Origin of the sequence: Vallitalea longa, from assembly GCF_027923465.1 — a bacterium.
Classification (GTDB): Bacteria; Bacillota; Clostridia; order Lachnospirales; family Vallitaleaceae; genus Vallitalea; species Vallitalea longa.
This window is the reverse complement of sequence record NZ_BRLB01000005.1, coordinates 121,310-147,517: the sequence shown is the minus strand read 5'-3', so window position 1 is coordinate 147,517 and position 26,208 is coordinate 121,310. Positions and strand designations below refer to the sequence as shown.

Below are 26,208 nucleotides of genomic sequence, written 5' to 3'. Positions count from 1 at the left end.
CCATATATATTAGTAATAATTTTAGCCCATATTATTCATAACAGAACTCATAACCAAAGAAAATATATGATGATAGATATGTCATGAATAATATGGGTTACCAAATGTTAATTTAAGTAAGGAGGACATACTAAATGACAAAAATTATTGGAAACAGTTTACCTAGTATACCTTGGCAAGATAGACCAGAAGGATATGAAATGCCAATATGGAGGTATGATAATAACCCTATAATCAAAAGAGATGCTATACCTAGTTCAAATAGCATTTTCAACAGCGCTGTAGTTCCATTCAAAGATGGTTATGCAGGTGTTTTTAGATGTGATAGCAAATCAATTAGTATGGATATATTTACAGGTTTTAGTAAGGATGGAATTAATTTTGATATATCTCATGACCCTATTGAATTCCAATGCGAAGAAGAAGAAATATCAAAATGCGAATTCCGTTATGACCCTAGGATATGTTATATTGAAGATAGATATTATGTTACATGGTGTAATGGTTATCATGGTCCTACTATAGGCATAGGTTACACTTTTGATTTCAAAGAATTCCACCAAATAGAAAATGCTTTTCTTCCTTTCAATAGAAATGGTGTACTATTCCCAAGAAAAATAAATGGAAAATATGCTATGTTAAGTAGACCCAGCGACAATGGTCATACTCCATTTGGAGATATCTTCTACAGTCAAAGCACTGACTTAACATATTGGGGACATCATAGACATGTTATGGAAACTGTAAAAGGTAATGAATCAGCATGGCAATCAACCAAAATCGGTCCTGGACCTATTCCTATTGAGACTGATGAAGGGTGGTTGTTGATATACCATGGAGTAATAACTACTTGCAATGGCTTCGTATATAGAATGGGTTGTGCTTTACTAGATATTGATGAACCATGGAAAGTAAAATACAGATCAAAGAATTACATAATGACTCCGCTAACTAATTATGAATGTATAGGTGATGTACCAAATGTTATATTCCCATGTGCTGCACTAACTGATTCCGATACAGGAAGAATAGCTCTGTATTATGGATGTGCAGATACAGTAACAGGTCTAGCTTTTACAACAGTTGATATACTTATCGACTATCTCAAAAAAAATTCATTCGATAGATAATAGGGAGAAAAATTATGAACTACAAATATAAAAATCCTAATTTGTCACCTATAGAACGTGCTGAAGACCTACTTTCATTAATGACATTAGAAGAGAAAGTAGGTCAACTAAATCAGAAACTATATGGATTCAGTATTTACGAGAAAAAAGATAATTCTTATTTTATAACTGATGAATTTAAAGATGAAGTTAAAAAATGGAGTGGTTTAGGTTTTTTATATGGCTTGTATCGCTCTGACCCATGGTCCAAAAAAAACTATAAAAGCGGTATTCCTAAAAATAAAGCTATGGATATCTATAATGAAATTCAGCGTTATGTTATTGAACATTCAAGATTAGGTATCCCAGTCCTAATTACCACCGAATGTCCCCATGGACATCAAAGTTTGGATAGTTACCTTCTACCTGTCAACTTGGCAATGGGTGCAACATTCAATACTAGGTTGATTGAAAAAGCTTTTGGAATCTGTGCCAAAGACGTATCCACCATGAATGTCGACTTTGCTCTAGTTTCAGTTCTTGATGTACTTAGAGACCCTAGATGGGGCAGAAGCGAAGAATGTTTCGGTGAGGACCCCTATCTGGTTAGTGAATTCGCAAGAGCAGTCATAAAGGGTTTACAAGAAAATGGTGTTTATGCAGTTGCAAAACATTTTTGTGGACAAGGCGAATGTACTGGTGGTGTTAATGCCAGTGCTGCCAGAATAGGAGAACGAGAGCTACGTGAAATACATCTTCCTCCAGCTGAAGCAGTTTGCAGTGAAGGTGTCAAAGGTATTATGGCAGCTTATAATGAGATTGATGGTATACCTTGTCATGCCAATAAATATTTGCTTAGGGATGTTCTTAAGTCCGAATATGGATTTGACGGCATTGTCATGGCTGACGGAGTAGCTATTGATAGATTGGATATAATGACTGGCAACAATGTCAAATCAGGAGGATTGGCTCTTAATTCAGGAATCGACGTAAGTCTATGGGACAATGGATTTACCAAGCTGACACATGCCTGTAATAACAACTTCGTATCTATGGAGACAATTGATTCGGCAGTGAAAAAAGTTCTTACCATTAAATTTGAGAGAGGTTTGTTTGATGATCCTTATATAAAATCCAAACCAAAGATTTACTCTTATAGTGATTACGATGAATCTCTTCAGATATCAAGAGAATCCGTAGTATTACTTGAGAATAAAAATGATTATCTGCCTGTTGACGTCAATCAAATATCATCAATTGCGGTAATTGGACCTAATGCAGATAATTTGTACAATCAATTAGGTGATTATACCCCCTATGTGAAAGAAAAAGATGGTATTACTGTATATGAAGGAATTAAAGATTATATTAAGTCAGAAACCCATAAACCAATAAAAGTAGAATACTGTGAAGGTATAAATAACACTGGTAAAATGGATAGTAACAAATTACAGCAAGCCATACAATTAAGCAGAAAATGTGATGTAACAATACTAGTATTAGGTGGAACATCCAGTAGATTTAACGAAGTCAAATTCGATAATAACGGTGCTGCTATAATTGATGAGACCAATGATGGTAGTAATTTCATGGACTGTGGTGAAGGAATTGACTGTGCCAGCTTAGCCCTTCCTGAGAATCAAAGTCATCTAGCGGAATATATTTATAAGAATGCCAAAAAAGTCGTCACTATAATGATACAAGGTAGACCTTATATCATTAATAATATTGTAGAAGAATCAGATTCAGTATTATCGGCTTTCTATCCTGGAATGAGAGGCGGACAAGCATTAGCAGAAATCATTTTCGGTAAGATTAGTCCTTCTGGAAGATTACCTGTTTCAATTCCAAGACACGCTGGACAAATACCCTCATATTACAACTACAAATTGTCTTATGATGCAATGAATTATTACGATATGAAAAAAGGTCCATTGTACACTTTTGGATATGGACTCACATATTCCAACCTAATATACAGTAACATAAAATTATCAAAAGATAAAATATCAAAGAAATCTTTAGATAAGGAAAATATTACTCTTGAATTTGAAATAAAAAATGACGGTAACTATGATACATATGCCGTACCACAACTTTACATCAGAGATGTACAAGCATCTGTAATAAGAAGGGTTAGAGAACTAAAATCATTCCAAAAAGTATGGATTCCAAAAAATAAGACTGTATCTGTAAGTCTTGAAATAACAAAAGAATCTCTTTGCTTATGGGATTATAGAATGCAAAAAGATATTGAAGAGGGAGAATTTTTATTATATCTATCAGATAACGGAACAGATTACTTGAGCGGTATCTTAAGAATCATCGGGGACGGTTCTTTTTGATTCAAAATCAAAAAGGTCCGTCCCTATTGATTACTATTGATTATTTAACAAAATAAACCTCATCATCATTTATCATCTTAGCATACATATTATTTATATTGCCATAGTAATAATAATTCTTCTGCATCTTATCGTTACTTGTCTCCGCAAGACTGAGGTTATTGTCATGAACACGAAGTGGGGCTGCTTTTTCAATTAATGACATATATGCACAAACATCATTTGTAAGTGTCATTAACTCTTGAGTAATTTCATTAATTCTGTCTCCATTAGTTTCGTTAAATAATTCATTAAGCATTTCTGAAACATTATATTCCTTATTAGATGTTGGTGCTGTCACAATTCTATCTTCTCCTGCTTCTAAAGGTTTCCACCCAGTTCTTACACTAGTTATATAATAATCATTATATGATTCCCAAGGATGGGCATAAGTTGCTGCACCTGCTAAGAACATACAAGATATCATTTTATCATCACCTTTAGTATGATCATTCCATACACCGAATTCCATTGGTTTGAAATCAATATCGAATCCAAATTCTGTCAACATAGTAGCCATAGCCTCACCAGTCAACATGAAAGATGGCCATGAATTTATTGTTGCAAGAGTTATTTTAACAACTTCACCTTTTTCATTAGCCCATTTACCATTGACTTTTTCCCAGCCTATAGATGTTAGATATTCTTCAGCTTTTTGAGGATTATAGCTATAGTCTGTCAATGTATCAGTAAAACCTTCTTTAGTGTAACTGTCATGTAATGATGGTAATAATCCTGTATTTTTAGTATCTCCCAAGAAGCTACCTGGTTCTGCTATGCTAACTAATGTCTTATGATCTACAGCAGTACATATTGCTTTTCTTACTTCTGGAATATCAAGAGGATATTTATTAACATTGAATGAATATCCTATTTGTGCGAGTTCTGGTACAAATACTTTCCTCATGGAATCTGCGAATTTCTTATCAATCTGAGCTGACATATCTGGACTAAGTCCACCATTCTCCATTGTATACTGTTCTTCCAGTAATGCTGTTGCAAATGCTGTCATTTCTCCAGGTCTTAGTCCTCTTACTTTTTTGACCAATAAATCTTTTCTGAAATGTTCATTAGCCTTGAATAATATTTCTGAGGTTGTCCCACCATCAATTACATATGGACCTGAACAGATAACATCTTCTGGATCAGGTTTAAATTCAAGAACACTATTATTTATTTCACCAAGTTTCTTATTAGCTTCTTCAGTATATGCATATGTATTGGTTTTTTCATTTAGTACTCTTCCCGTTTCAGCTATTTCTTTATACTGGTCGGCCCATTCTTTATAGACTTTTGCAGGTGTCATTATCGGTTGAACAAATGTGATGTTAAGTACTAATGGACTTTCTGAAACATATTCGATCTTAACAGTTAGATCATCAACTTTTTCAATCTTCTCTGCATATTTCCATACTGTACTTCTGCCGACATACATATAGAAATTAGTCAATATATCATCTGCAGTTAAAGGACTACCATCACTCCATTTGAGATTATCTTTTAATTTCATTGTCAATACTTTGTCTTCAAAAGAATAATTTTCAAGTAGGGATGTTGTAAATTTCTGCTCTTCATATGGGCTGAAAAAACATAAGTAATCAAACATCAAAGGCTGAATTGACCAATTAAGACCTGCCACATCAAATGGATTTCCATTAAATGCTGGTGGTGGATCCGCATTAATTAATGTAGTAAGAACTTTCTCATCATCTTTCAATGGCTCACCATCCAGCTTGAAAGTTCCTCCATGAGTTTGTGGTAGTACCTCAGCTTGTTGCGAAGAATTATCTAACGTATCTACCCCAGATCTATCCGTCTCCTCAGATTTATTTGAGCATCCTGAAAACATACCCAAAACCATAACTAGAATTAAAAATAATGATACGAATTTGAATTTTGATTTCATCATTATACCTCCAATTAATTTTTTATTTTACCTACTTACATTAATCTATTTCTACAGATAATATTTTTACTAATACTTGTCTACTTATTAATAGGTTAGACAAATTTTTAATTATAGCAGATATTCATATACTATATTAGTAAATATATTGTCTGTTAAAAATACTTGTTTGAACATTAACTTGAAGATTTAATATATCATTATACGTCTTTAGAGTTATTCATATATATAATAATTATCCATTACCTTTTTAAATTCAGATACCCTTTCACCTTGTTTATATAGAAATTGCTTCATATCAAAATTTATGTCCCTCACCTCGTTTGTTCCAAGTAATAAGTCAATAAAATGATGTCCCCCTTCTTTAAAAGGTTTTAACCATTGGAATCCACTACAGTTTCTTCTAATTTCATCAAGCATATATAAACCTGTTTTAAATGGTTCGAAGCTTTTTCTATCTGTTATATGAATTTGTATTCCATAACAATCTACATCCTTATATTTAGAGAAAGTGGGTCTAAAATAAGTCTGTCTGAATTTTACTCCATTCAGATTTTTTTTCTCCATGATTTCAATTATTTTCTTTGTATCAAGCCAAGGTGCGCCTATTATTTCAAATGGCTTAGTCGTACCCCTTCCTTCTGAAAGATTAGTCCCTTCAAAAACACAAGTACCAATATATATAAGAGCACTTTCAATAGTAGGTATATTAGGCGACGGCATAATCCATAACAAATCTGTTTCGTCATAATATGAATCTCTCTTCCAACCTGAACAAGGTACTACTATTAGATTACAACCTATATCTTTTTCAACATTTATTAACTTGGCGAATTCACCTATTGTTAAACCATACCTTGTTGGTATGGAATATTTTCCTACAAATGATTGAAATCTCTCATCCAACAATGTTCCTTCTGTTTTCTTCCCTCCAAGAGGATTAATTCTGTCTAGTACAATAAAAGGTATACCTTTCTTTTTACAGCCTTCCATGGCATAAGTCATCGTATAAAGGTACGTATAAAATCTTGCTCCAACATCTTGTATATCAAAAATCATGATATCTATATCTTCTAACATATCCGGTGTAAGGTTTTTGTTTTTACCATATAGTGATTTTACAGGTTTATTGGTTTCTTCATCTATGTATGACTCTACTTTAGCACCTGCCTGAATATTTCCTCTAACACCATGTTCAGGCGAATAAAGGCAGCAAAGATTATAATTTCTATTGATAATATCTATCGTTGGCTCTAAATTTTTATTTACACCAGTAGGATTTGTAATTAGCCCTATTCTTTTATTTTTTAATATATCATCTATTTCAGATATATTATCTATACCATTTCTTACAATAATACTCATTTTATAGCTCCTTTGTTGTTATAAAATTCAGTGACTATATTATTATGTAATAATTTTCTAAAACGTATGATTCCTTCATTTTCTCTTCCGTAATGAACACGATTTGTAAGTAGAACTACATACAATCCAGTTACATAATCAACAAATATGGATGTTCCCGTATAACCGGTATGTCCAAAGGAACCTATCGGAAACAAATCCCCTGCTGGATTTTCTCTAGTATCTTTTATGCTAAATCCCAATCCTCTACTTTCTGACATATTATAAGTATAATTATGGATTCCTGCATTAAACATGGGTATTGATATGAATTGTTTTCCATTTATTTTACCCCTATTAGAAAGCATTTGTGCAAATACAGCTGAATCATGTATATCAGAAAATAATCCTGCATTAGCTGATACACCCTCTAGATATCTTGCGTTCTCATCATGAACTATGCCTTTTAGATATACTTCCAGATCAGTATCAAATTCTGTAGCTGCAATGTTATCACTTTTTGGACAAAACTTAGTATTACTCATTCCTAAGGGTTCAAATACATACTTTGAACTTAATTCATCAAGTTTCATATTACCTATAGTTTCAAGTATCTTGCCAAGAATTATATATCCCATGCAACTGTAGACTACTTCACTTCCAATATCATTGCATAGAGGAGAATTGAGAATAGCATCAATCGCTTCATCTTTACTTTTACATTTATCTTTCAATAGGAAATGTGCTGTCAAACCGCTTGTATGGGTTAATAAGTTTAATATTGTGATATCTTCTTTATCATTGGGTACAGTTAGAAAATTGGATAATCTATCATGTAAATGTAGAAGCCCTTTTTCTATAAATCTATATGCCACCATAGTTGTTGCCATAACCTTGGTTAATGATGCCATATCATAGAGGGTGTTCATATCTGCATATATTTTCTTTGGATATATACTAGAATAGCCAAAAACTTTCTTTATGAAAATCTTATCTTTCTGCCCTATTGCAATTGCAGCTGAAGGGAAATACCTATTGTTTATGGCTTCTTTTATTAGTTTAATCGCTTCATCAAAATCCAAGGATATCCCTCCTAAAATGCGTTGACAAAAACTCTCTTGGACATTTCTTCAACGTTGAATGCCTGTGCATACTCTTTTCGTACTTCACAACCTCTTAATGCCATTAGATGTGAATAGTATTCTTTGTATTTAAATGAAGTACTATTAACAGTAAACCAATGTTGTGAAATAGCTTTCTCCCATAGCTTGAAGCCTTCCTCTGTTACTTCTACATATGTATAAGGTTTGAAACCATAAGGATCTTCCCAGTTTTCTGCATAATATGGACCTTGTGCATAATGTGGTGGATACTCCCTCTCAAATCCAGGTAGCCCAGCATAAAATTGAGCATCTTTTACAATTTGATGTGTAGCAGCGTGATCTTTATGAATGCTGTTTTTCCAATGGGTTATTATTACATTGGGTTTATATTTTCTTATGACATCGCATAACTTGAACTTAACTTCATCATTAACAGGAAGTTCTCCATCACTGTATTTGAATACTATTGCTTCTCCATTTAACATTTCTGCAAATTTATTGGCTTCTTCTATTTTCTGTTTTCTGTAATCCGCTACAGACATATTGGGTGGATTCCCTTTTTCTCCACCAGTTAAGGCAACTGTAATGATTTTATGTCCTTCTAAAGACATCGATGCAAGAACTCCACCTGCTGTCAACTCCATGTCACCTATATGTCCACCTATTGCCATTATTGTTTTTTTATCATCCATTTTGGTTTATCTCCTTCCTCATATCAGCCCATGTCTTTATGATTTTGAAACCTGCTGATTCATAAATATTCCTTGCAGGATTTTTTTCACCTGTGAAGAGTGTCATAAATGATGCTCCTTGGTCTTTTAGGCTTTTGCACAAATACGAAAATAAAACTTTTCCTGCACCAAGTTTTCTATAATCCGAATGTATTCCTATACCAGCAAAATATCCTCTACCACTTGGCTGTACATATAATGGTCCTGTAAATCCGCATACTTTTCCTTTGTGTTCAACGATTAATACAGGCTTACCGCCATTTTGTTCATTAACATTTTTCATTATAGTCTCTCGCCAAAGTTCATTATTGAAATCATCAAAAAGTTCATTCAACCCATGATGTTTGTCTCTGTCATAATAAGTTATAGTTATGTCTTTTTGCTTTAATTCTAGTATTTTCCTATGAATCTTATCTGAGAATTCAAAGTTTTCAAGTTCTCTATAATATGAATTCTCATAAGCAACATCTCTATATCCATTATTCTTAAAGAAAATATATCCTCCTAGAGAGACATCGACACCTGGTGCATTAGGATGGTCGTGTCCATTCGTTCTTGGAACAAACCATTCAAGATTGATAGGATTGAAGAACAATATATCAAATCGCGTTATTCTCCCTTTTCCAATCTTGAGAAGTTTGTCTTCCACTGCTTCCAGAAGCTTATTTCCTATTCCTTGAAATCTATATTCTTTTCTGATAAGAACAAAAGTTATATATCCTTGGATGGATTCTTCTTTATAACTTCCATTAGAGAAACCTATTATTTCATTTTGTTCTTTAGCGACAAAGTTCACTTTACGAACATCTTCTGATTCTCTAATGAATTGGTTATTAAAATCTTTGAATTCTAGATCTTTATGTACAAATTCTCCATTTCTGGCATATTCATTCCACATATTGTTAACTTTCAGAATGTCTTCACTTGACAATTCAACTATATCCAAGTTCATTTCTCCTTTCCATAAATATGTAGTAACCTCCCATTGCTGGTGAACATTCATTTTCTATCAGCACTAGTTCGGGTATCTGTTTTTTAATTAAATCAATAACAGTTCTTCTCACAAAATCTATTTTCATAATACTTCCACTAAAGGTTATATTTCCTCTATCAAGAGCCATAGATGTATTCAAAGTCTTTATCAATTCATATAATTTTTCCCCTGCATCAATAAAAATCTTAATAGCATTTTTATCATTTCTTTCAGCCTCTTTTAATATTACCGGTACTAGAGAAGCTATTTCACCTTTACTTGATTTGTAAACATAATCAATAAGATATTTGATTTCTTGTATATCCAAATGTTCTAAAATCTTTTTGCTTAGATTACTTAATCCTTGTTTTTGGTCTCTCTCATTAACTATTCCTCTGATGGCTTCCATCGCAATATAATATCCGCTGCCTCTATCATCTATTAAATGTCCCCATCCTCCACAACGTTCTATTATATGCTCTTTCTTACCATAAGCAATCGAACCAGTACCTGATATGAGTAATATTCCGTTTTTGCCTTTCAGGCGTCCATACATAGCTAATTTTGCATCATTAGTAATTATAATTTTTGTTTTATAATACTGCTTTAGATAATCTTTTATATAGTTTAATGCATCACCCGTTTCCGCTCCTGCTGCACCTACGACTATGCCTTCACATTGTGAATTCTCTAATGTCTGTATACATTCATCTATTGCTGTTTTTATATTGATTAGTGCTTTATCTTTATTAACTATCACACTACCATAAGAACTATTTGCTTCTTGCAAGAATTCTCCTTCTAAAGTATAAGCTTCTGAATGGGTTTTCGTACCTCCTGCATCAACACTTATTATGTAATTCATTGTGGTATCACCTTAATCATCTATTATTTTTTTTAATATCTTAACTGCTATTAATGAACTAACAGTTACTACTGCATTTACTATTATAGTAATTGTATATGCTACATTTGTTACTGTATCTTTTCTCGCTATTATATAAGCTGCAACAGTAATCAATAGAAGTGTACAAGACATAATTCCTATTGCTTTAATAAAGAAGGTTACATCTTTTATACTTAACTGCTTATTGCTCCTTTTTGTATTTGCCTTTTTTCGTTTATTTCCTGTACGTAATGGCATGCTACCAAACCTCCATCGTATTCCATTAGTTTAGGTTCTATCTCTACACATTTTTCTGTGTAATAAGGACATCTTGGATGAAATTTACATCCAGTTGGAAGATTCAACAAATCAGGCATATCTAATGAGCGAAGAGGAAGTTTGTTAACATATTCACTTCTAGTTGATGGATCTGCCTCTGGAACTGCTGCTATTAACGCATGGAAATAAGGATGTTTTGGAGATTTTATCGCTTCATGTATCTTATTAGTCTCTATTAATCTCCCAAGATACATAACCATAATTCTTCCATGAGAAGCGATATATCTTGCAGTTCCTAAATCATGAGTTATATAAACAAAAGATATTTTATATTTTTTATTCATTCTCGACATGAGGTCAAGAAGTGATATTCTTAACGATACATCTACCATAGATACTGGTTCATCTGCTACAATCAGTTTTGGTTTTACTGATAACGCTCTTGCAAGTAATATTCTCTGACGTTGTCCACCACTTAACTGGTGAGGATATTTTTCTAAAAACTGGCTTGCAGGATTAAGACCGACTTCATCAAAAAATTCAGTTAATATCTCTATTGCCTGATTGTGATTTCTAGCTATTTTATGCTGAAATAATGGTAATGAAAGTGATTGATATATAGTTTTATTTGGATTTAGTGCGGCATATGAATCTTGATGAACCATCTGAACACTAAGTCTATAGTCTTTGAATTGTTTTCCTTTCAATTTAAATATATCCTTCTCATTATATAGGATCCTACCTTTAGTAGGTTTGTGAATACCTGCTATCATTTTTCCAAGAGTTGTTTTTCCGCATCCGCTTTCACCGACAACAGCTATTATCTCTCCTTCATCTATACTCATATCTAAATCGACCACAGCACCAATCTTATTTTTCTTTTTTTTGCCTGTATTAAATTCAATGCTTGCATTCTGTATTTCTATCAACGACATATTTTATTCACCTTCTCCCACATATAGCATCTAGTCAACTGATCAGGACCTGAGGTATATAATTTATCTGTTTTTTTACTATCACCATCGCAAATCCCATCTTTATACAAATAACATCTAGGAGCAAATCTACAACTATCAGGTAATTCCAAGAGATTAGGTGGATATCCAGGAATTGCTTTCCTCTTAGAAACATCATCATGTAAAGAAGGAATAGCATGCATTAATCCGTATGTGTATGGATGAGTAGGCTTCTTAAAAATATCTTCAACCATTCCATATTCAACAAGCTCTCCTGCATACATAACTCCTAATCTATCTACTATTGAGCCTATTACAGATACATCATGAGTTAGAAATATCATCGTAATACCCATTTCTTCATGTACTTTCCTTAGTATATCCATTATGTACCATTGTGTTATTACATCAAGAGCTGTAGTAGGCTCGTCCAGTATTAAAATATCAGGACTCAATAGCAAACTTAAGGCAATAATTGTTCTTTGTTTCATTCCTCCACTTAACTGGTGAGGATAACTATCGAGTACTCTTTCTTCTAATCTTACATTCTTAAGTAATTCTTTTGTCTTATCCAATATTTCATGTTTAGTTAATTTATTATTGTGAGCCCAAGCTGTTTCAAGAAAATGTTCCTTTATCTTCAGCGTTGGATTTAATACATTTTGAGCCGCTTGGAATACTGTAGTAATATTGCTCCATCTATATTTGGCATATTCTTCTTCTGTTAATTTCAATAGATCTATTTCTTTATCCTCTTTATCACAGTAGATAATCTGTCCCTCTGATATTTCTCCCGGACTTTTGATTGTTTTTAAGATACCAGATGCTAATGTGGATTTTCCACTACCGCTTTCTCCGATGATTCCTACAATATCACCCTTATATATATCCAAAGAAACATTATCACAAGCTCGTAAAGTACCATTATTTACTTTATAATCAATTGATAGATTCCTTATTTTTAGAATTGGTTCCATCTTTCACCCTCCTAAGTTCTAAGTCTTGGATTAAGTGCTTCATCTAAACCTGTTGCAAATAAATAGCTACCTAATTGGAATAATATTAGATTAACTACAGGAGCTAAGAAGTATACAATTGAACTAGAACCTATAAGTGCACCTGTTGACGACATTGACAACTGTATCATCATACCCCAATGATTTCCCTTAAAAGGTACTAGACCTAGATACATCAGTCCGACACTTGCTAATATTGCCCCTTTCATGATTGCAATGAAGTTAACTGCAATATATGAAATTATATTAGGTATGATGTCATTAGTTATAATTCTGAATTTACTAATTCCCAATATTCTACTGGCTTCTATAAATTCCTTATGTTTAATACCTAGCACCTGAGCTCTTATAGCTTTTGCTAGTCCAGCCCATGACCACAAACTTAGAACTAATCCAAAAGTAAGTTGATTATCAACCTTAAGTACCATTGATAAAATCATTGTTACTGGAAAGCTAGGTATAGTAAGAACTACATTAGATACAAGCATTAATATTGCATCAACTTTGCCCCCAAATAAACCCGAAACTATTCCAACTATACAAGCAAATGCTATTGCAAAAAATGCAGCATAAAAAGCTACTAATAATACATCACGTGAACCCAATACAAGTTGCACCAGTATATCTTTTCCTGCATAGTCAAGACCTAATGGATGTTTCCATGAAGCAGGTTGTAATCTATGTGCATAATCTGATTTGGGATCTTGTAATATCATTGGTCCAAATATAGCCATGAGCAAGAAAAATATTAAGATTATCAATCCGATTCTGGACATCTTATTTTTCCAAATAGCTCTAAAAAATCCTTTTATACCATCCCCACGATTAAGTTTATATTTAACTGAATTCATTTCTTTTGCCATAGATCAACCCTCCCTTAATCTTGGATTCAATATTTTATATAGTAATTCTGCTATGAAACTTGATAAAACAACCATTATGATAATCATTAGAAACATACCCTGCATTAATGGGAAGTCACGTCTTGCTATAGCTATATTGAGATAATAACCTACCCCAGGATATAAAAAGAGATTTTCAATTAACGGTGAACCTCCAAACATTAATCCAAAGTTAACAGCTAGAATTGTTATCATAGGTAACATTGCGTTTTTACCTAGATACTTAATCAATATTCTTCTTCTTGGTAATCCTCTTACTTGTGCATACGTGATATAGTCTTCGCCTAATACACTAAGTGAATTGGCTTTCATAGATATAATCCATCCTGCTACTGTTGTAGTGAAATAGGCTAATACAGGAAGTATTGCATGTTTTAACATATCACCTATAAAAGCACCATTAAATCCTGGGGTTACATTAGAGCTATAAGGTCCTCTTGATGGTAGCCACCCTAATGTGACTGCAAAAACAATTACCAATAAATATCCGACTACGTAATTAGGTATTGCTCCAAATATGGATTGATAAATGATTAAAGCGGTATTCAAACCTTTTTTCCGTTTCCAAGCAATGTATATACCTAACAGGACACCAATGATAAATGAAAGTAATAAGGATATACTTACTACTAGTAATGTCCAAGGAAGTGCTCCCATAACAATATCTATTACATCTTTTTTATAAGACATGGAGGTTCCTAGATTTCCTGTAACTATTCCTTTTACATATTTGCTGAATCTATTAACCAATGGTTCGTCTGGATCATAATTGAGAATACTTTTTGCTCTTTGATAAGCTAACTCATATTCAAGATGTTCGTTTTTCACAATATCCTGAGCCATCATATCAACAGGATCACCAGGCATATTCTGAATAACAAGGAACATAACAATAAGAGAAATAAATACTGTTATAAGTGATATTAATATTTTTTTCAATTCATCTGCCCCTTTCTCATTATCTTTTGTTCTTAATTAAATTAAATCTTTCTATTGAATTACTAATATGGCTATCACATTCTTCTAACATTTTTTTTGCTGCTTTTACGTCAAGTCCTGTTTTTTTTATGAATATTGCTAGTTTCACATTATAATTAGTCAAATCCAATAAATCTGTTGCCTCATCATAATTAACTTCAGTTGCTTCTGATACTATTTTTTTGGCTCTTTCAATTAATTTAATATTAGAGGGTTTTAAATCAACCATTAAATTACCATAGACTTTACCTAGTTTTATCATCGCCCCTGTGGACAGCATGTTAAGCACTAACTTTTGAGCTGTACCAGCTTTCATTCTCGTTGAACCTGTCACTACTTCAGGACCTACAACGGGAGCTATCGGTATTTTAGTTAATTTAGTAATCTCTGAATCAGGATTGCATGTTACACCTATCGTTGTTGCACCTAATTTATTAGCATAATTAATTCCTCCAATTACATAAGGTGTTCTTCCACTTGCTGTTATTCCTACTAAGACATCATCTTTATTGAAATTTCGTTTCTTTAAATCTATCTCGCAAAGGTCTAATGAATCTTCAGCACCTTCTTGAGCTTTGAATATCGCGTTATACCCTCCAGCTATAATCCCCATAACCATTTCATCGCTAACACCGTATGTCGGAACACATTCAACTGCATCAAGAATTCCCAATCTTCCCGAAGTTCCTGCACCACAATATATCAAACGCCCATTTTTCTTGAATTTATCAGTTATCAAGTCAATCGCTTTCGCAATCGCACTTAACTCTTTTTCTACTGCATACGCAACAATTTTATCTTCTGCATTAATAATTTTTACCATTTCGTACGTAGAAACTTTGTCAATATTGTAAGTATTAGTGTTTATCATTTCTGTTACCATTTTATCTAATTTTACATCCATTTCTGTCTCCCCCTTTCTTAATTATTTGTTATATTGTTATAAAATTCAATAAATAAAGGAACTTTTTTATGCTTCTTTGCAACTTAAAAATCGAATATGGGGTTTTGTTTTGTTTATTTTTACTAATGTCATTATACACTATTATGAATTTAATTTCAATAGTTTTTTATACTTTATGAAATCAAATTTCATAAACAATTAAAAATTGATAAGAATATAAGTTTAGTGGGAAAATATGTAACGTTGTTCATAATTAGGTGATTGAAGCAATTGTTGCTCTATGGTAAAATCAAAATACTATCAATAATAATTTCTTAGAAACGACAAAGATAGAATTATCTTAAATAAATCAAGGTTATTTTTTGTAGGTTATTTTTTGTACATAATAGCATAACATCAACACATTCTTACACTAACTGTAAGTATTATTCTTCTGTGTCATTTGCTATAATTAGCGCAAAGAATATCAGGAGGCAATAAAATGAATTCAAATAGAGTTTTACAAGTTGAAAGTATTACAAAAGTCTACGGGAAGGATGATAATAAGACAGAAGCACTTAGAGGAATCAGCTTTGATGTACTTGAAGGTGAATTCCTTGGAATTATGGGTGCTAGCGGTTCGGGAAAAACTACGCTACTTAATTGTATAGCCACAATGATAAAACCAACTTCAGGAAAGATAATGCTTAAACATAGAAACATCTCGTCTTTCAAAGGAGGACAGTTGGCTGATTACCGTGGTAAAGAAATAGGTTATTTATTTCAGGAATTTGAACTTCTGGACAACTTGACAGCAAAAGAGAATATTATTCTTCCATTGTCACTTCATGGCATAACAGGCAAGCAAGCTGAAAGTAAACTATATGAGTTAGCCAACCGTTTGGATATTGTGGGTGTTCTGGACAAATTCCCATCGCAGATGTCTGGAGGGCAGAAACAGCGTGTGGCAGCAGCCAGGTCTCTCATTTCAAACCCGAGTATCGTTTTGGCAGATGAGCCCACAGGCGCACTTGACAGTAAAAATTCCAAGATTCTCATGGATAAGCTTTCCAAAATTAATAAGGAACATCAGAAAACAATTGTAATGGTCACTCATGATGCGAATGTCGCAAGCTATTGTTCGCGTATTCTTTTCATCCAAGATGGTTGCCTATTCCATGAGCTCAGAAAGAACATTGAAACAGAAAACACTGACAACTTTTACGAGCGCATTATAACTGTTATAGCTCAGATGGGAGGAGGGAGTGCAAATGTTCTTTAAATACGTTCAGCGTAATGCCTCAAAAAACAGGAAGAACAATGGACTGTTTTTCGGTTCCCTTGTAATAGCAATTGTCGCATTTTATACACTGTTATCTTTGGGTGACCAAGATGTTATGCTTTTTTTGAAAACAATGGAAAGCGACGCTGTCAGCAGACTAATGTTGATGATTCCAGTCATCTACATTATTTCACTTTTCTTTGTTTTCTTTTTGGTTTATTTTGCATACCGTTATCAGTTAGATAATCGTAAGAAGGAATTCGGATTATATATGATGATGGGTATGAAACGAAACAAGCTTTTTGCCATGCTTATGAGTGAAACGCTTTGGAACAGCATTATATCTGTTTTGATTGGCTTGCCGATTGCTTTACTCCTTACGGAGGGAATCAGCCTTGCAACGGCTAAAGTGGTGGGACTGGGAATAATCGGGCACAGAATCTCGTTTTCAATCTCTGCGGTACTTGGAACAGTTATTGGCTTTGTCATTGTTCAACTGATAGCTATGTTTTTTCTGTGTGTTGAATTCAGTCGCAAAGAGCCAATGCAGTTACTTCAAATGGATTCAGCAGACAAGCAAGTATCCATTCCACAAAAGACAGGCTGGTTATGTTTCGTACTTGGGTTGATATTTTTAATTCTGGCTTATGTGGTAGGAGTTATAATGCTGAGAGGGCTTGATTTAGGCATTGTGGCTTTGATTCTTGTTCTCGGTGGAACAGGAACTTTTCTGTTCTATCATGGTATTGGTGTATTCATTGGACGTAGAATCCATCAAAAAAGCTCTTCACAATCCGGTTTATTCACTTTTACTGGCAGACAGATACAAGAAAACGTTCTACATCAGTACAAAGCGTTGGCAATTTCTTCGTTACTTTTATTGATGGCATTAGCTTGTGTGTCATTCGGAATAGGTATTGCTTCTGGTCGAGGATCTGCAGATGTCAGAACGACGGATTTTTCCATTGAGGGTACTGAACAAGAGGTTAGTGAAGCTCTAAATGCCGAAGCAAACAGAAAATTGATTTCAACATATTATCCAATGTTTCTTAGTCATATGGACATAAATACTCATGAGTGTTCCATGGCAGGGTTGAATACAGCACTCATCAGCCAACCCAAAACAGAGCTTAGAAACAATATAATAGAAAATATTTCTAACAGAATAGATTATATAATATCAGCAACAAGTTATAACAATCTTCTTGAGTCAATTGGAAAGGAGCCAATCAGACTTGAAAAGAATCAAGTAGCATTATATACTTCCATGAAAGATAGCCGCGATTTTATAGATATTTTAAATGGTGCGTTGAAGTCCGGTGCTTATATAGAGATTGACAATCAACGTTACGAACTGTTGAACGACATTTATTATGATAATGTCGTTGCTGACCGCAAAATTACGCTATACAGTGCATTAATCGTTTCGGATGAAAACTACCAGAATTGGGTTACTGACAACAATGAACCATTTTGCTGGAACTTATTGTTAAGTCCGGATTTAGTAAAAAAACAAGGCTTGATGCAGTCACTTCTATTGATGGAAAAGAATCTTGCAGGAACGGGATTGGAATATGAAAGTTATATAGAAGGAGTGGGCAGAAATCTTTTCTATACAGTGGCTGCAAGCTACCTTACAATATATCTTGGTATTTTATTCATGATAATTGCAAACACTGTCATTGGATTGAAATACCTTATTCAGCAACGTACAAATAAGCATCGTTATCTCACATTGCTGATGTTTGGAGTTAACAAAAAGGAGCTTTGTGACTCAGCAAGAAAACAAATTCGATTATACTTCTTTTTAGTACTTGGTATGGCAGTTTGCAGTTCTGTCTTTGCGGTATGGTCCATGTTTACAAGTTTCATGAAGCTACCGGCAGGAGTATCGGCAAGTGGAGTGATTTTACTCTCAGGTATCGGTTTTATCCTGTTCGTTGTGATTGAATTTATTTATATTACCATAGTGGAACACGCTAGCAAGCGTGAAATACTGGAATTGAAGGTAACAGATAGGAGGTAATGCTATTTGAGCAAAATCATAGTAATTGAAGATGACATTTATTTGCGAGAAGAACTTGTTAATACCTTCTTGAAAAAGGGGTATTCGGTATCGAGTATTGATTCTTTCGCTACACCTGAGCAGGAAATTCTAGATAGCAAACCCGATTTGGCAATGATAGACATTAATCTTCCTGGCAAATCTGGATTTGAGTTGTGCAAGTGGTTAAAAGCTAGAGCGACTTTCCCAATACTCATTTTAACTGCACGGGATACCCTACCAGATGAATTATACGCATTAAAACTTGGAGCAGATGATTTTCTTACAAAACCGTGCCATCCTGATCGATTGATTGCCCGTGTAGAAAGACTGCTTCAGACATATGGGAAAATTCAAAGCTTAATACAGGTTGAAGGACTTACATTAGATACGGATACCTATAAGGTGATTTGCGGAAACACTCATGTAGTTTTGTCTGAAACAGAAGGCAAAATCTTGCAAGTATTGCTTGAGCAGTATCCATCAATTGTTAATAAGCAGGAATTGTTTTTTGCACTTTGGGGCGGTAAACAATATGTTGACGAAAATATCCTCCAGGTTAATATTACCCGCTTAAGAAAAAATTTAGACATTATAGGCCTTAGAAATATTATACGAAATGTACGAGGTCAGGGATATCGCTTGGAGGTGAGTAAGACATGAAGCAACATAGAGTGAATTTGAAATCAGGAACATTATGGCTCTTATTGTTGCTTATATCAAACCTTTTTTTTGCATTTGTAATGTGGTTGATAGCTCCTGAGGCTTTTGGAAGCATCATTGTAATGATTGTTCTTTTTACCATTATTATTATTATTGTAGGATATTGGATAAACCATAAAAAACAGAAAAAGCAGATGGAAGCATTGCAATCTTTTTTTACCAGTCCTGATGAAGAATCAAAACAAATTTTATTGGCAACGTTTGATAATTTCTGGCACCCTATCATTCAATGTGCATCAACACAGATGAGAGAGCAAGTTGAGATTATAAAAGATAAGCAATTAGAATTACAGAACTATCAGGAATTTATCGAAGCGTGGACTCACGAAATCAAAACTCCATTGTCTCTTGCTACATTGGTTCTGGACAATCACAAAGATGATATGTCTCCTTATGTTTACAAAAGGATGGAGCATGTGCGATATGTTATTAACAGCGATATTGAAAAGATATTATATTATGCACGTCTCCATGCTGATCACGTTGACTATAGATTCAAAAAGATAATTTTAACTGATTGTGTGAATGAGTGTCTTGAAGATTTCCGTGGAATAATTGATGAAAAAGACGTTAATCTACAATTAAACCTTATACCATTGCAAATTGTAAACGATAAAAAAGTCCTTATATTTATGATTTCACAGATTCTTAGTAATGCATTTAAATACACTCCATCTGAAAAAGCAGTTATCAATATCACCAGTTGGAGAGATACTCAAGATAATTCAAGAATACATCTTGCTATACGAGATAACGGTAGAGGTGTTCCTCCTGAAGATATGCCCTTTCTGTTAGACAAGGGTTTTACAGGAAATCATCCTGACCGACAGAATGCAACGGGGATGGGTCTATATTTTGTTAAGAAATATGGTGACGCATTATCCATTGAGGTAAATATCAGGTCAGTATCCACGGACTGTAAAGGATTTGAAATCGAATTAATTTTTCCTGAGGTTGTGTAAATTAACTTTGATATTATTTACTTGTGGATTAACTGCTCTTCTAAATAAAGAGAGTATTTAAAAAAGTTAAATACTCCTCTTATAGAAGACATTTTTATTATTTGTGAATGTCTATCATAAGGGGAGCATATCATTGAGTACAACATCGCTTATACTTATTATTTATAGTTTTAATTGAGATATCACTTCTCTTGTTTTCTGTAGATATTCCTCATTTTTATCAAAATTATTTTTTACTACACCAACGAATAATAAATCAACAATAAATAATTGAGCGTATCTAGATTGTACAGCTCCTATACGTATTTCATTTTCGGTATTAGGCAAAAGCAAACACATATCAGCAATAGAAGCTAAAGGTGATTTACCGCATTTAGTTACAGCTATACATTTTGCACCTTTTTTCTTAGCTGTTTCTACTGCAATATTTACTTCTCGTGTTCTTCCCCCATATGAAAATGCAATTACTGCATCCTTATCGGTTATATGAACTGCACTGGCTACTCCTAAATTATAATCTGTATAATATATACATTTTTTATTTATCCTCACTAGTTTTTGAAGCATGTCTTCAGCAACAATGCCAGATGCACCAATACCAAATAAATATATAATTTCAGCTTTTCTCAGAACATCAATTGCGGCTTCTAATTGTTTTGGTTTCAGTAGATTATAAGTCTCATTTAATGTAGAAGATATATTAATCATAACTTTTTTACTCATTTCTTCAAAACTATCATCTGAATGCAAGAGACAATCTAGGGATTCACTATTTTGTGATTCAACATCTCTAGCAAGTTGAATCATCATTTCACTATAACTATCATATCCTAATTTTCTGGTAAATCTCACAACAGATGCTGGCGATACCTTACTTGCTTTTGCAAGTTCATTTGCATTTAGTCCCAATACCTTACTAGTATTTTTAAGTATGTAGTTAGATATTTTCTTTTCAGAAGCAGTAAATTCTCCAGATAACTGCTTTATTATTGATAAACAACCCATAATATCACTCTTTCTAATAAGTTTTTTGCATCATGATGATTTAATGTCTCATATATTAAATTATATTATATATTGTTAATTTGTAAATAATTTCTTCACCATTATGTAGTATTTTTATGGATAAATTTATTATATATTGGTTTGCATAGTTTTGCAATATATTTTCATTAATTTATAGCTTATTTAGAAATTTCATTTCTAAGGATCATAGGGGACGGACCTTTTTGATTCATTCAAAATTTTTTTAATCATATACTTAACAATAATCATATTCTATTATGAATCAAAAAGGTACGTCCCTATTGATTCAGTTTTTGTTCGCATATATTTACTATCTTAGCTTTAGAAAAATCAATATCGCTTTCTAAGATATATATGATATTATCATTTTGAAATATTATTTCTGAATTATTATCTGATAAATAGTAACCTCTATCTGCTTCCCATGAATCATTATATACTTTACTTATACTTTTTTCTTCTGCCTTCGCTTTTTCTATATCACCGTATTCTCTATATTCTGATATTCTCTTTTCTAACCTTTTTTTCTGTTTTTCCACATATCCATCAAAAACATAATCTGCTATGCTCTTATTTCTACATTTAATATATGTAGTTCTTATAGATGTGATTTCATTCTCTTCCGTTTTTCTTCCAAGGCTTTCATAATACTCTAGGTATTCTGGAACCAATATACTTGATTTTTGGTGGCTACGTAATCTTTGTGGAACATCACTGATGCCAAAATCCGATAATTCTAATACTGCAATTTTTTCTGGAATAAAATCATTGCCATTAAAACTTCCAATAGTAAACATAATGCTCATTGTAAAACTAGCAGTAATGATAATGGTAGTTATTATGACAACGGTTAAAACAAATATAATATTATGTTTACGCGTATTTTTCTTTGTTTTAATTCTCCTATAACAATACCTTCCAACTATGAATGAAATTATAGCAGGAATAAGAGCTATTATTCCCTTAATATTTTTATAGCCATCTGTAATCCCAAATATTGCACACATCAAATATACTGCAATCATGCTCCATGAGATTGTAGTTAATACTAATCTACCTCTATATGAAATAAAATCCAATTCATTACCTCTACTTATATTAATCTTATTTCTTATGAACCATATTATTGATGGAACATACAACAACAAGCCTATGACTAATAAAAATATCGGAGATATAATGACAAACAAAGTCCTGTTACTAAATAAATCACTATAATCAAATCCCATTGCTTGGTTAAATGACATAGCTAACATCAAAACTATACAAAGCATAGCTATGAATTCTGTTTTCAAAAATATGTTCTTGATTATTCTATATTCTTCTCTACTATCAGTATGTATTGGAACAACATCTATATTTTCTTCTTTATAAAATATCTGATATATTTCATTACTTGCACAATATTTCCATCCACTATCTTCACATAGCTCTCTATAGTATTTTTCTTCTTCATAATCTGGATAATCAAATGGGGTTGAAGGATAAAAAAGGCTGACATTGAATGTCAAGTTTCTAGGAGTCACTTTCTTAAATATTAGTATATTCTTCTTAATCTCACTAAGCATCAATCCCATAGCTGCTTTTTTTTCAAGATATTTTTCCAGAGTTTTATATTCTGTTATAGATGTAACCCTAACAACTTTCTTAGTGTCTTTACTCATTTCTATCATCTCCCAACATCAAATCACCATCTGCTACCAATTGTTTCAACCTAATATGTTCTTGTCTTAATATATCTCTTCCTTTATCAGTAAGTTCATATATCTTTTTATTATCTTCTGTGGATACTTTAACAACGATATCTTCTTTTTCGAACCTAGATAAAAGTGAATACAAAGTTCCTGCTCCAACCTTCACTCTACCTTTTGTCATCTCTTTTATGTTTTTCATTATCCCATATCCATGTCTTGGCTTTATTAAATTAAGTAGTACATAATACATGGGTTCTGTTAAATTTTGGAGTTGTTTTCTTGCCATTTTCAATACCTCCATATATCGAGTATAGATATATTATATATCAATACTCGATATAAATCAAGAATCATTGAATCAAAAAGGTCCGTCACTAGTGATTTATCCATTGATTTTGATTAATCTCCTAGTCGTTACTCTATAAAATACTCTCATGCTTATAGTAAATATAATGAACAATATTGTTAATCCTAACATACTTATTAATAAATATTTACTACTTGCAAAATGAATTATCATCCAAATGTAAGCGCTAAGTCCACCAAAAATATATGTTATGCTGAATATCAATGATATTTCTTTTTTTATTGTTCTTATGATATCTTTTTTTTCAACACCCAGAAGCCTTAATTTCATGAATTTCTTTTTATCTCTATCAATATCTATGAATATTTTAAAATATAATATGGCTCCCGACGCAACGAAGAAAGTTATAGTTAATATAAAAATCAGAAATGAATAACTAATTTGATCCTTTATAGCATTTTTACTACCTGCATTAGCCGATTTAACTTTGACATTCAACTTATTTTTACTTATATATCCTCTTAAGATTTTTTCTTTTGATTCTAAATCAGTATCATTTTCAAAAGTGACTATTGAGTATTCCTGCAAAGTATTTTTTAGTTGTGAAAAAATTTTTTCGGATACTCCATATACTATGTCAGACCCATTAATTAAGATTACATCACTGTTAATATCTTTTACCAGTAAATTCATGTTATCCCCGTTTTCTAATGAGATTACCTTTTTATCACCTATACTTTTTACTGAATCACCATATATGATTATCTCTTCCTCATTCAAATGGGTATCTAATCTTATACTATCATCTATAGTATTATTATCCACAAAAAAATAACCATCATATACTAACCCTTCAAACTCACATTTAGGTTTTATATCTAATCCTAAATTTTTATAATCGAATTCCTCATCTGTACTTTGAATTATTTGCAATTCATTAGGATTCATTCTCTCGGAAATTTTTATATTGGAATAAAAGCTTCCTGCCATGCTACTACTGATTAATAAACCCATAAATACTGTTATTGACGTCAAATATAGAACTTTCTTATACTGACCGAACATGTAATTGATATCCATAAGATGTAGGATATTATTATAATAGTATTTCAGATTCTTTTTTGCTTTATAGTTAAAGAAATAGCTCAAATTCGATATTATTAAATATACTGATATAAAATACAAAAAGAATTTTACCAGCATAATCATTGAAAAATCAATTACATCAATAGAATCTAAAATTCCTATGATATATATACAGCTAAATAATATACATCCTATTATTAGTGAACCAAATTTACCCTTTGATTTGTTTCCTATGTCTTCATCTTTAATTATATATGTAATATTACTTTTTCTGATTTTACTTATGGATCTGACATTTGTAAATACATACAACAATAATAACACAATTATTGTTATAAATAGATTTGTCACATTGAAATGCAAAGATATCTTATTGAAGTATTCAATATCCACTAATATCCTATTCAATATTTCTGTTATAATCATTGATATGGAAATTCCTATAAACGACGCAACTATCATCAATACAGTATTTTCAATAAAAATAAATTTATATATATCATTTTTTTCTAATCCTAACGATAAATATATACCGAATTCTTTCGACCTTGATTTGTTATATGCTACTATCACATAGTTAATGAATACAAATGAAAAGAGTAGCAATACACAATATAAAACAGCCACCATTGGTTTTATACCGGTTATATCATAATCTGCATTACATAATACAATTCCTAGTTGATAAATGATGAAAGCAATAATTATATAACTTAGAATTAGGGATATATGATTTTTCAGATTATATTTTAGGTTTTTTATAATGATATTATTTTTTGTCAATCTTGACACCCCCTAAGATATTCTCATATCCCACTACCTTTTTTATAAATTCATCATTATCACTATCTTTTTTACTTATAGTATTATGTATTTCACCATCATGTAAAAAAATCACTTTATTGCAATATTTTGTTGTTAAAGCATCATGTGTTACCATTATAATTGATGTATTTTTTTCTTTATTCAATTTGGAAAATAGCTCTATTATATTATCCGTTGTATATGAATCTAGATTTCCTGTGGGTTCATCAGCTAATAACACCTTAGGACTATTTATTATTGATCTTCCAATAGCAGCTCTTTGTTGCTGACCCCCAGATATCTCATGAGGATATTTATCCCACAAAGAATCTATTTTCAAATATTTCATGATATCTGTTACTTTTTCTTCAATAAAGCCGACAGGCTTTTTGTCAAGTATTAATGGTAATGCTATATTTTCTTTTACATTAAGGCTATTCATTAATTGATAATTCTGAAATATAAAACCTAAATTAATCCTTCTGAAATTAGCTATCTCTTTTTCCCCTAACGACTCTATTTTAGTATTGTCTATAATTACACTACCTTCAGTTGGCTTATCATAACCTGCGATAATATTCATCAATGTGGATTTGCCACTTCCTGAAGCACCCATAATTGCAACAAAATCTCCCTCATCTATTGAAAAATCGATTTTTGATAGGGCTTGAAATTTATTGGATTCCAAACTCCCATAAATTTTAGTTAAATCTGCCACTTTTAATATTTTCATAAGTATATTCTCCTTTTTTTACTATTGAATTTAAAACATCATTACATTATTACTACATTACTTATGTAATGTAGTATATTACACTTGATTTATTTTG

The 26,208-nt window shown here is 32.2% G+C and carries 23 protein-coding genes; 6 read left to right on the top strand and 17 right to left on the bottom strand.

Translation table 11 applies throughout. The features are described 5' to 3' along the window. Positions 1-134: 134 nt before the first annotated feature. Positions 135-1,130, top strand: coding sequence for a glycoside hydrolase family 130 protein (locus QMG30_RS11160; RefSeq protein ID WP_281815391.1), 996 nt, complete (start codon positions 135-137; stop codon positions 1,128-1,130). Between the two features lie 14 nt (positions 1,131-1,144). Beyond that, complete coding sequence (locus QMG30_RS11155; protein ID WP_281815389.1) at positions 1,145-3,454, top strand: glycoside hydrolase family 3 N-terminal domain-containing protein; 2,310 nt, start codon at positions 1,145-1,147, stop codon at positions 3,452-3,454. A 40-nt stretch (positions 3,455-3,494) separates the two neighbouring features. Here QMG30_RS11155 and QMG30_RS11150 read toward each other — a convergent pair whose 3' ends face one another. From QMG30_RS11150 to murQ, 12 genes are all read right to left on the bottom strand, one after another. Beyond that, positions 3,495-5,399 carry an ABC transporter substrate-binding protein gene (locus QMG30_RS11150; RefSeq protein WP_281815388.1) on the bottom strand — a complete coding sequence of 635 codons (1,905 nt, stop codon included), beginning with the start codon at positions 5,397-5,399 and terminating at the stop codon, positions 3,495-3,497. Between the two features lie 216 nt (positions 5,400-5,615). Then, entirely contained in the window at positions 5,616-6,764 is a 1,149-nt protein-coding gene (locus QMG30_RS11145; RefSeq protein ID WP_281815385.1) for an exo-beta-N-acetylmuramidase NamZ family protein, read from the bottom strand. Continuing rightward, positions 6,761-7,825 carry a serine hydrolase domain-containing protein gene (locus QMG30_RS11140; RefSeq protein WP_281815383.1) on the bottom strand — a complete coding sequence of 355 codons (1,065 nt, stop codon included), beginning with the start codon at positions 7,823-7,825 and terminating at the stop codon, positions 6,761-6,763. Before QMG30_RS11140 ends, QMG30_RS11145 begins: the two co-directional genes overlap by 4 nt. Before the next feature lie 11 nt (positions 7,826-7,836). Further along, positions 7,837-8,538, bottom strand: coding sequence for a PIG-L deacetylase family protein (locus QMG30_RS11135; RefSeq protein ID WP_281815382.1), 702 nt, complete (start codon positions 8,536-8,538; stop codon positions 7,837-7,839). Beyond that, positions 8,531-9,523: a GNAT family N-acetyltransferase gene (locus QMG30_RS11130; protein WP_281815381.1), complete on the bottom strand. Its 993-nt coding sequence runs from the start codon at positions 9,521-9,523 to the stop codon at positions 8,531-8,533. The genes QMG30_RS11135 and QMG30_RS11130 overlap by 8 nt, the downstream gene beginning before the upstream one ends. Continuing rightward, the gene (locus QMG30_RS11125; protein ID WP_281815379.1) at positions 9,510-10,415 is read right to left on the bottom strand and encodes a BadF/BadG/BcrA/BcrD ATPase family protein; all 906 of its coding nucleotides are present in this window, start codon (positions 10,413-10,415) and stop codon (positions 9,510-9,512) included. Before QMG30_RS11125 ends, QMG30_RS11130 begins: the two co-directional genes overlap by 14 nt. Before the next feature lie 12 nt (positions 10,416-10,427). Next, a complete protein-coding gene (locus QMG30_RS11120; protein ID WP_281815363.1) occupies positions 10,428-10,694 on the bottom strand; it encodes a hypothetical protein in 267 nt (88 codons plus the stop codon). Then, positions 10,631-11,650 (bottom strand): ABC transporter ATP-binding protein, encoded by a 1,020-nt coding sequence (locus QMG30_RS11115; protein ID WP_281815361.1) that lies wholly within the window; start codon positions 11,648-11,650, stop codon positions 10,631-10,633. Before QMG30_RS11115 ends, QMG30_RS11120 begins: the two co-directional genes overlap by 64 nt. Then, entirely contained in the window at positions 11,641-12,648 is a 1,008-nt protein-coding gene (locus QMG30_RS11110; RefSeq protein ID WP_281815359.1) for an ABC transporter ATP-binding protein, read from the bottom strand. The genes QMG30_RS11115 and QMG30_RS11110 overlap by 10 nt, the downstream gene beginning before the upstream one ends. A gap of 11 nt (positions 12,649-12,659) precedes the next feature. Beyond that, on the bottom strand, positions 12,660-13,550 hold the full coding sequence (locus QMG30_RS11105; RefSeq protein ID WP_281815357.1) for an ABC transporter permease: 891 nt from the start codon (positions 13,548-13,550) through the stop codon (positions 12,660-12,662). Positions 13,551-13,553: 3 nt separating this feature from the next. Continuing rightward, complete coding sequence (locus tag QMG30_RS11100) at positions 13,554-14,528, bottom strand: ABC transporter permease (protein WP_281815355.1); 975 nt, start codon at positions 14,526-14,528, stop codon at positions 13,554-13,556. 19 nt (positions 14,529-14,547) lie between these two features. Continuing rightward, positions 14,548-15,471 (bottom strand): N-acetylmuramic acid 6-phosphate etherase, encoded by a 924-nt coding sequence (gene murQ, locus QMG30_RS11095; RefSeq protein WP_281815353.1) that lies wholly within the window; start codon positions 15,469-15,471, stop codon positions 14,548-14,550. Positions 15,472-15,952: 481 nt separating this feature from the next. Between murQ and QMG30_RS11090 the strand changes: the two genes are divergently transcribed. From QMG30_RS11090 to QMG30_RS11075, 4 genes are read left to right on the top strand one after another with little or no spacing between them, the layout of a single operon-like run. Then, positions 15,953-16,732: an ABC transporter ATP-binding protein gene (locus QMG30_RS11090; protein ID WP_281815352.1), complete on the top strand. Its 780-nt coding sequence runs from the start codon at positions 15,953-15,955 to the stop codon at positions 16,730-16,732. After that, on the top strand, positions 16,722-18,758 hold the full coding sequence (locus tag QMG30_RS11085; protein ID WP_281815349.1) for an FtsX-like permease family protein: 2,037 nt from the start codon (positions 16,722-16,724) through the stop codon (positions 18,756-18,758). Before QMG30_RS11090 ends, QMG30_RS11085 begins: the two co-directional genes overlap by 11 nt. A 6-nt stretch (positions 18,759-18,764) precedes the next feature. Next, complete coding sequence (locus QMG30_RS11080; RefSeq protein ID WP_281815347.1) at positions 18,765-19,439, top strand: response regulator transcription factor; 675 nt, start codon at positions 18,765-18,767, stop codon at positions 19,437-19,439. Beyond that, positions 19,436-20,461 carry a sensor histidine kinase gene (locus QMG30_RS11075; protein WP_281815345.1) on the top strand — a complete coding sequence of 342 codons (1,026 nt, stop codon included), beginning with the start codon at positions 19,436-19,438 and terminating at the stop codon, positions 20,459-20,461. Before QMG30_RS11080 ends, QMG30_RS11075 begins: the two co-directional genes overlap by 4 nt. Before the next feature lie 162 nt (positions 20,462-20,623). Here QMG30_RS11075 and QMG30_RS11070 read toward each other — a convergent pair whose 3' ends face one another. From QMG30_RS11070 to QMG30_RS11050, 5 genes are all read right to left on the bottom strand, one after another. Further along, positions 20,624-21,466 carry a MurR/RpiR family transcriptional regulator gene (locus QMG30_RS11070; RefSeq protein WP_281815344.1) on the bottom strand — a complete coding sequence of 281 codons (843 nt, stop codon included), beginning with the start codon at positions 21,464-21,466 and terminating at the stop codon, positions 20,624-20,626. 299 nt (positions 21,467-21,765) lie between these two features. Then, positions 21,766-23,151 (bottom strand): DUF2812 domain-containing protein, encoded by a 1,386-nt coding sequence (locus tag QMG30_RS11065; protein WP_281815343.1) that lies wholly within the window; start codon positions 23,149-23,151, stop codon positions 21,766-21,768. Continuing rightward, positions 23,144-23,467, bottom strand: coding sequence for a PadR family transcriptional regulator (locus tag QMG30_RS11060; protein ID WP_281815341.1), 324 nt, complete (start codon positions 23,465-23,467; stop codon positions 23,144-23,146). The genes QMG30_RS11065 and QMG30_RS11060 overlap by 8 nt, the downstream gene beginning before the upstream one ends. 96 nt (positions 23,468-23,563) lie before the next feature. After that, entirely contained in the window at positions 23,564-25,357 is a 1,794-nt protein-coding gene (locus QMG30_RS11055; protein WP_281815340.1) for an ABC transporter permease, read from the bottom strand. After that, a complete protein-coding gene (locus tag QMG30_RS11050) occupies positions 25,344-26,111 on the bottom strand; it encodes an ABC transporter ATP-binding protein (RefSeq protein WP_281815339.1) in 768 nt (255 codons plus the stop codon). The genes QMG30_RS11055 and QMG30_RS11050 overlap by 14 nt, the downstream gene beginning before the upstream one ends. Positions 26,112-26,208 lie beyond the last annotated feature (97 nt).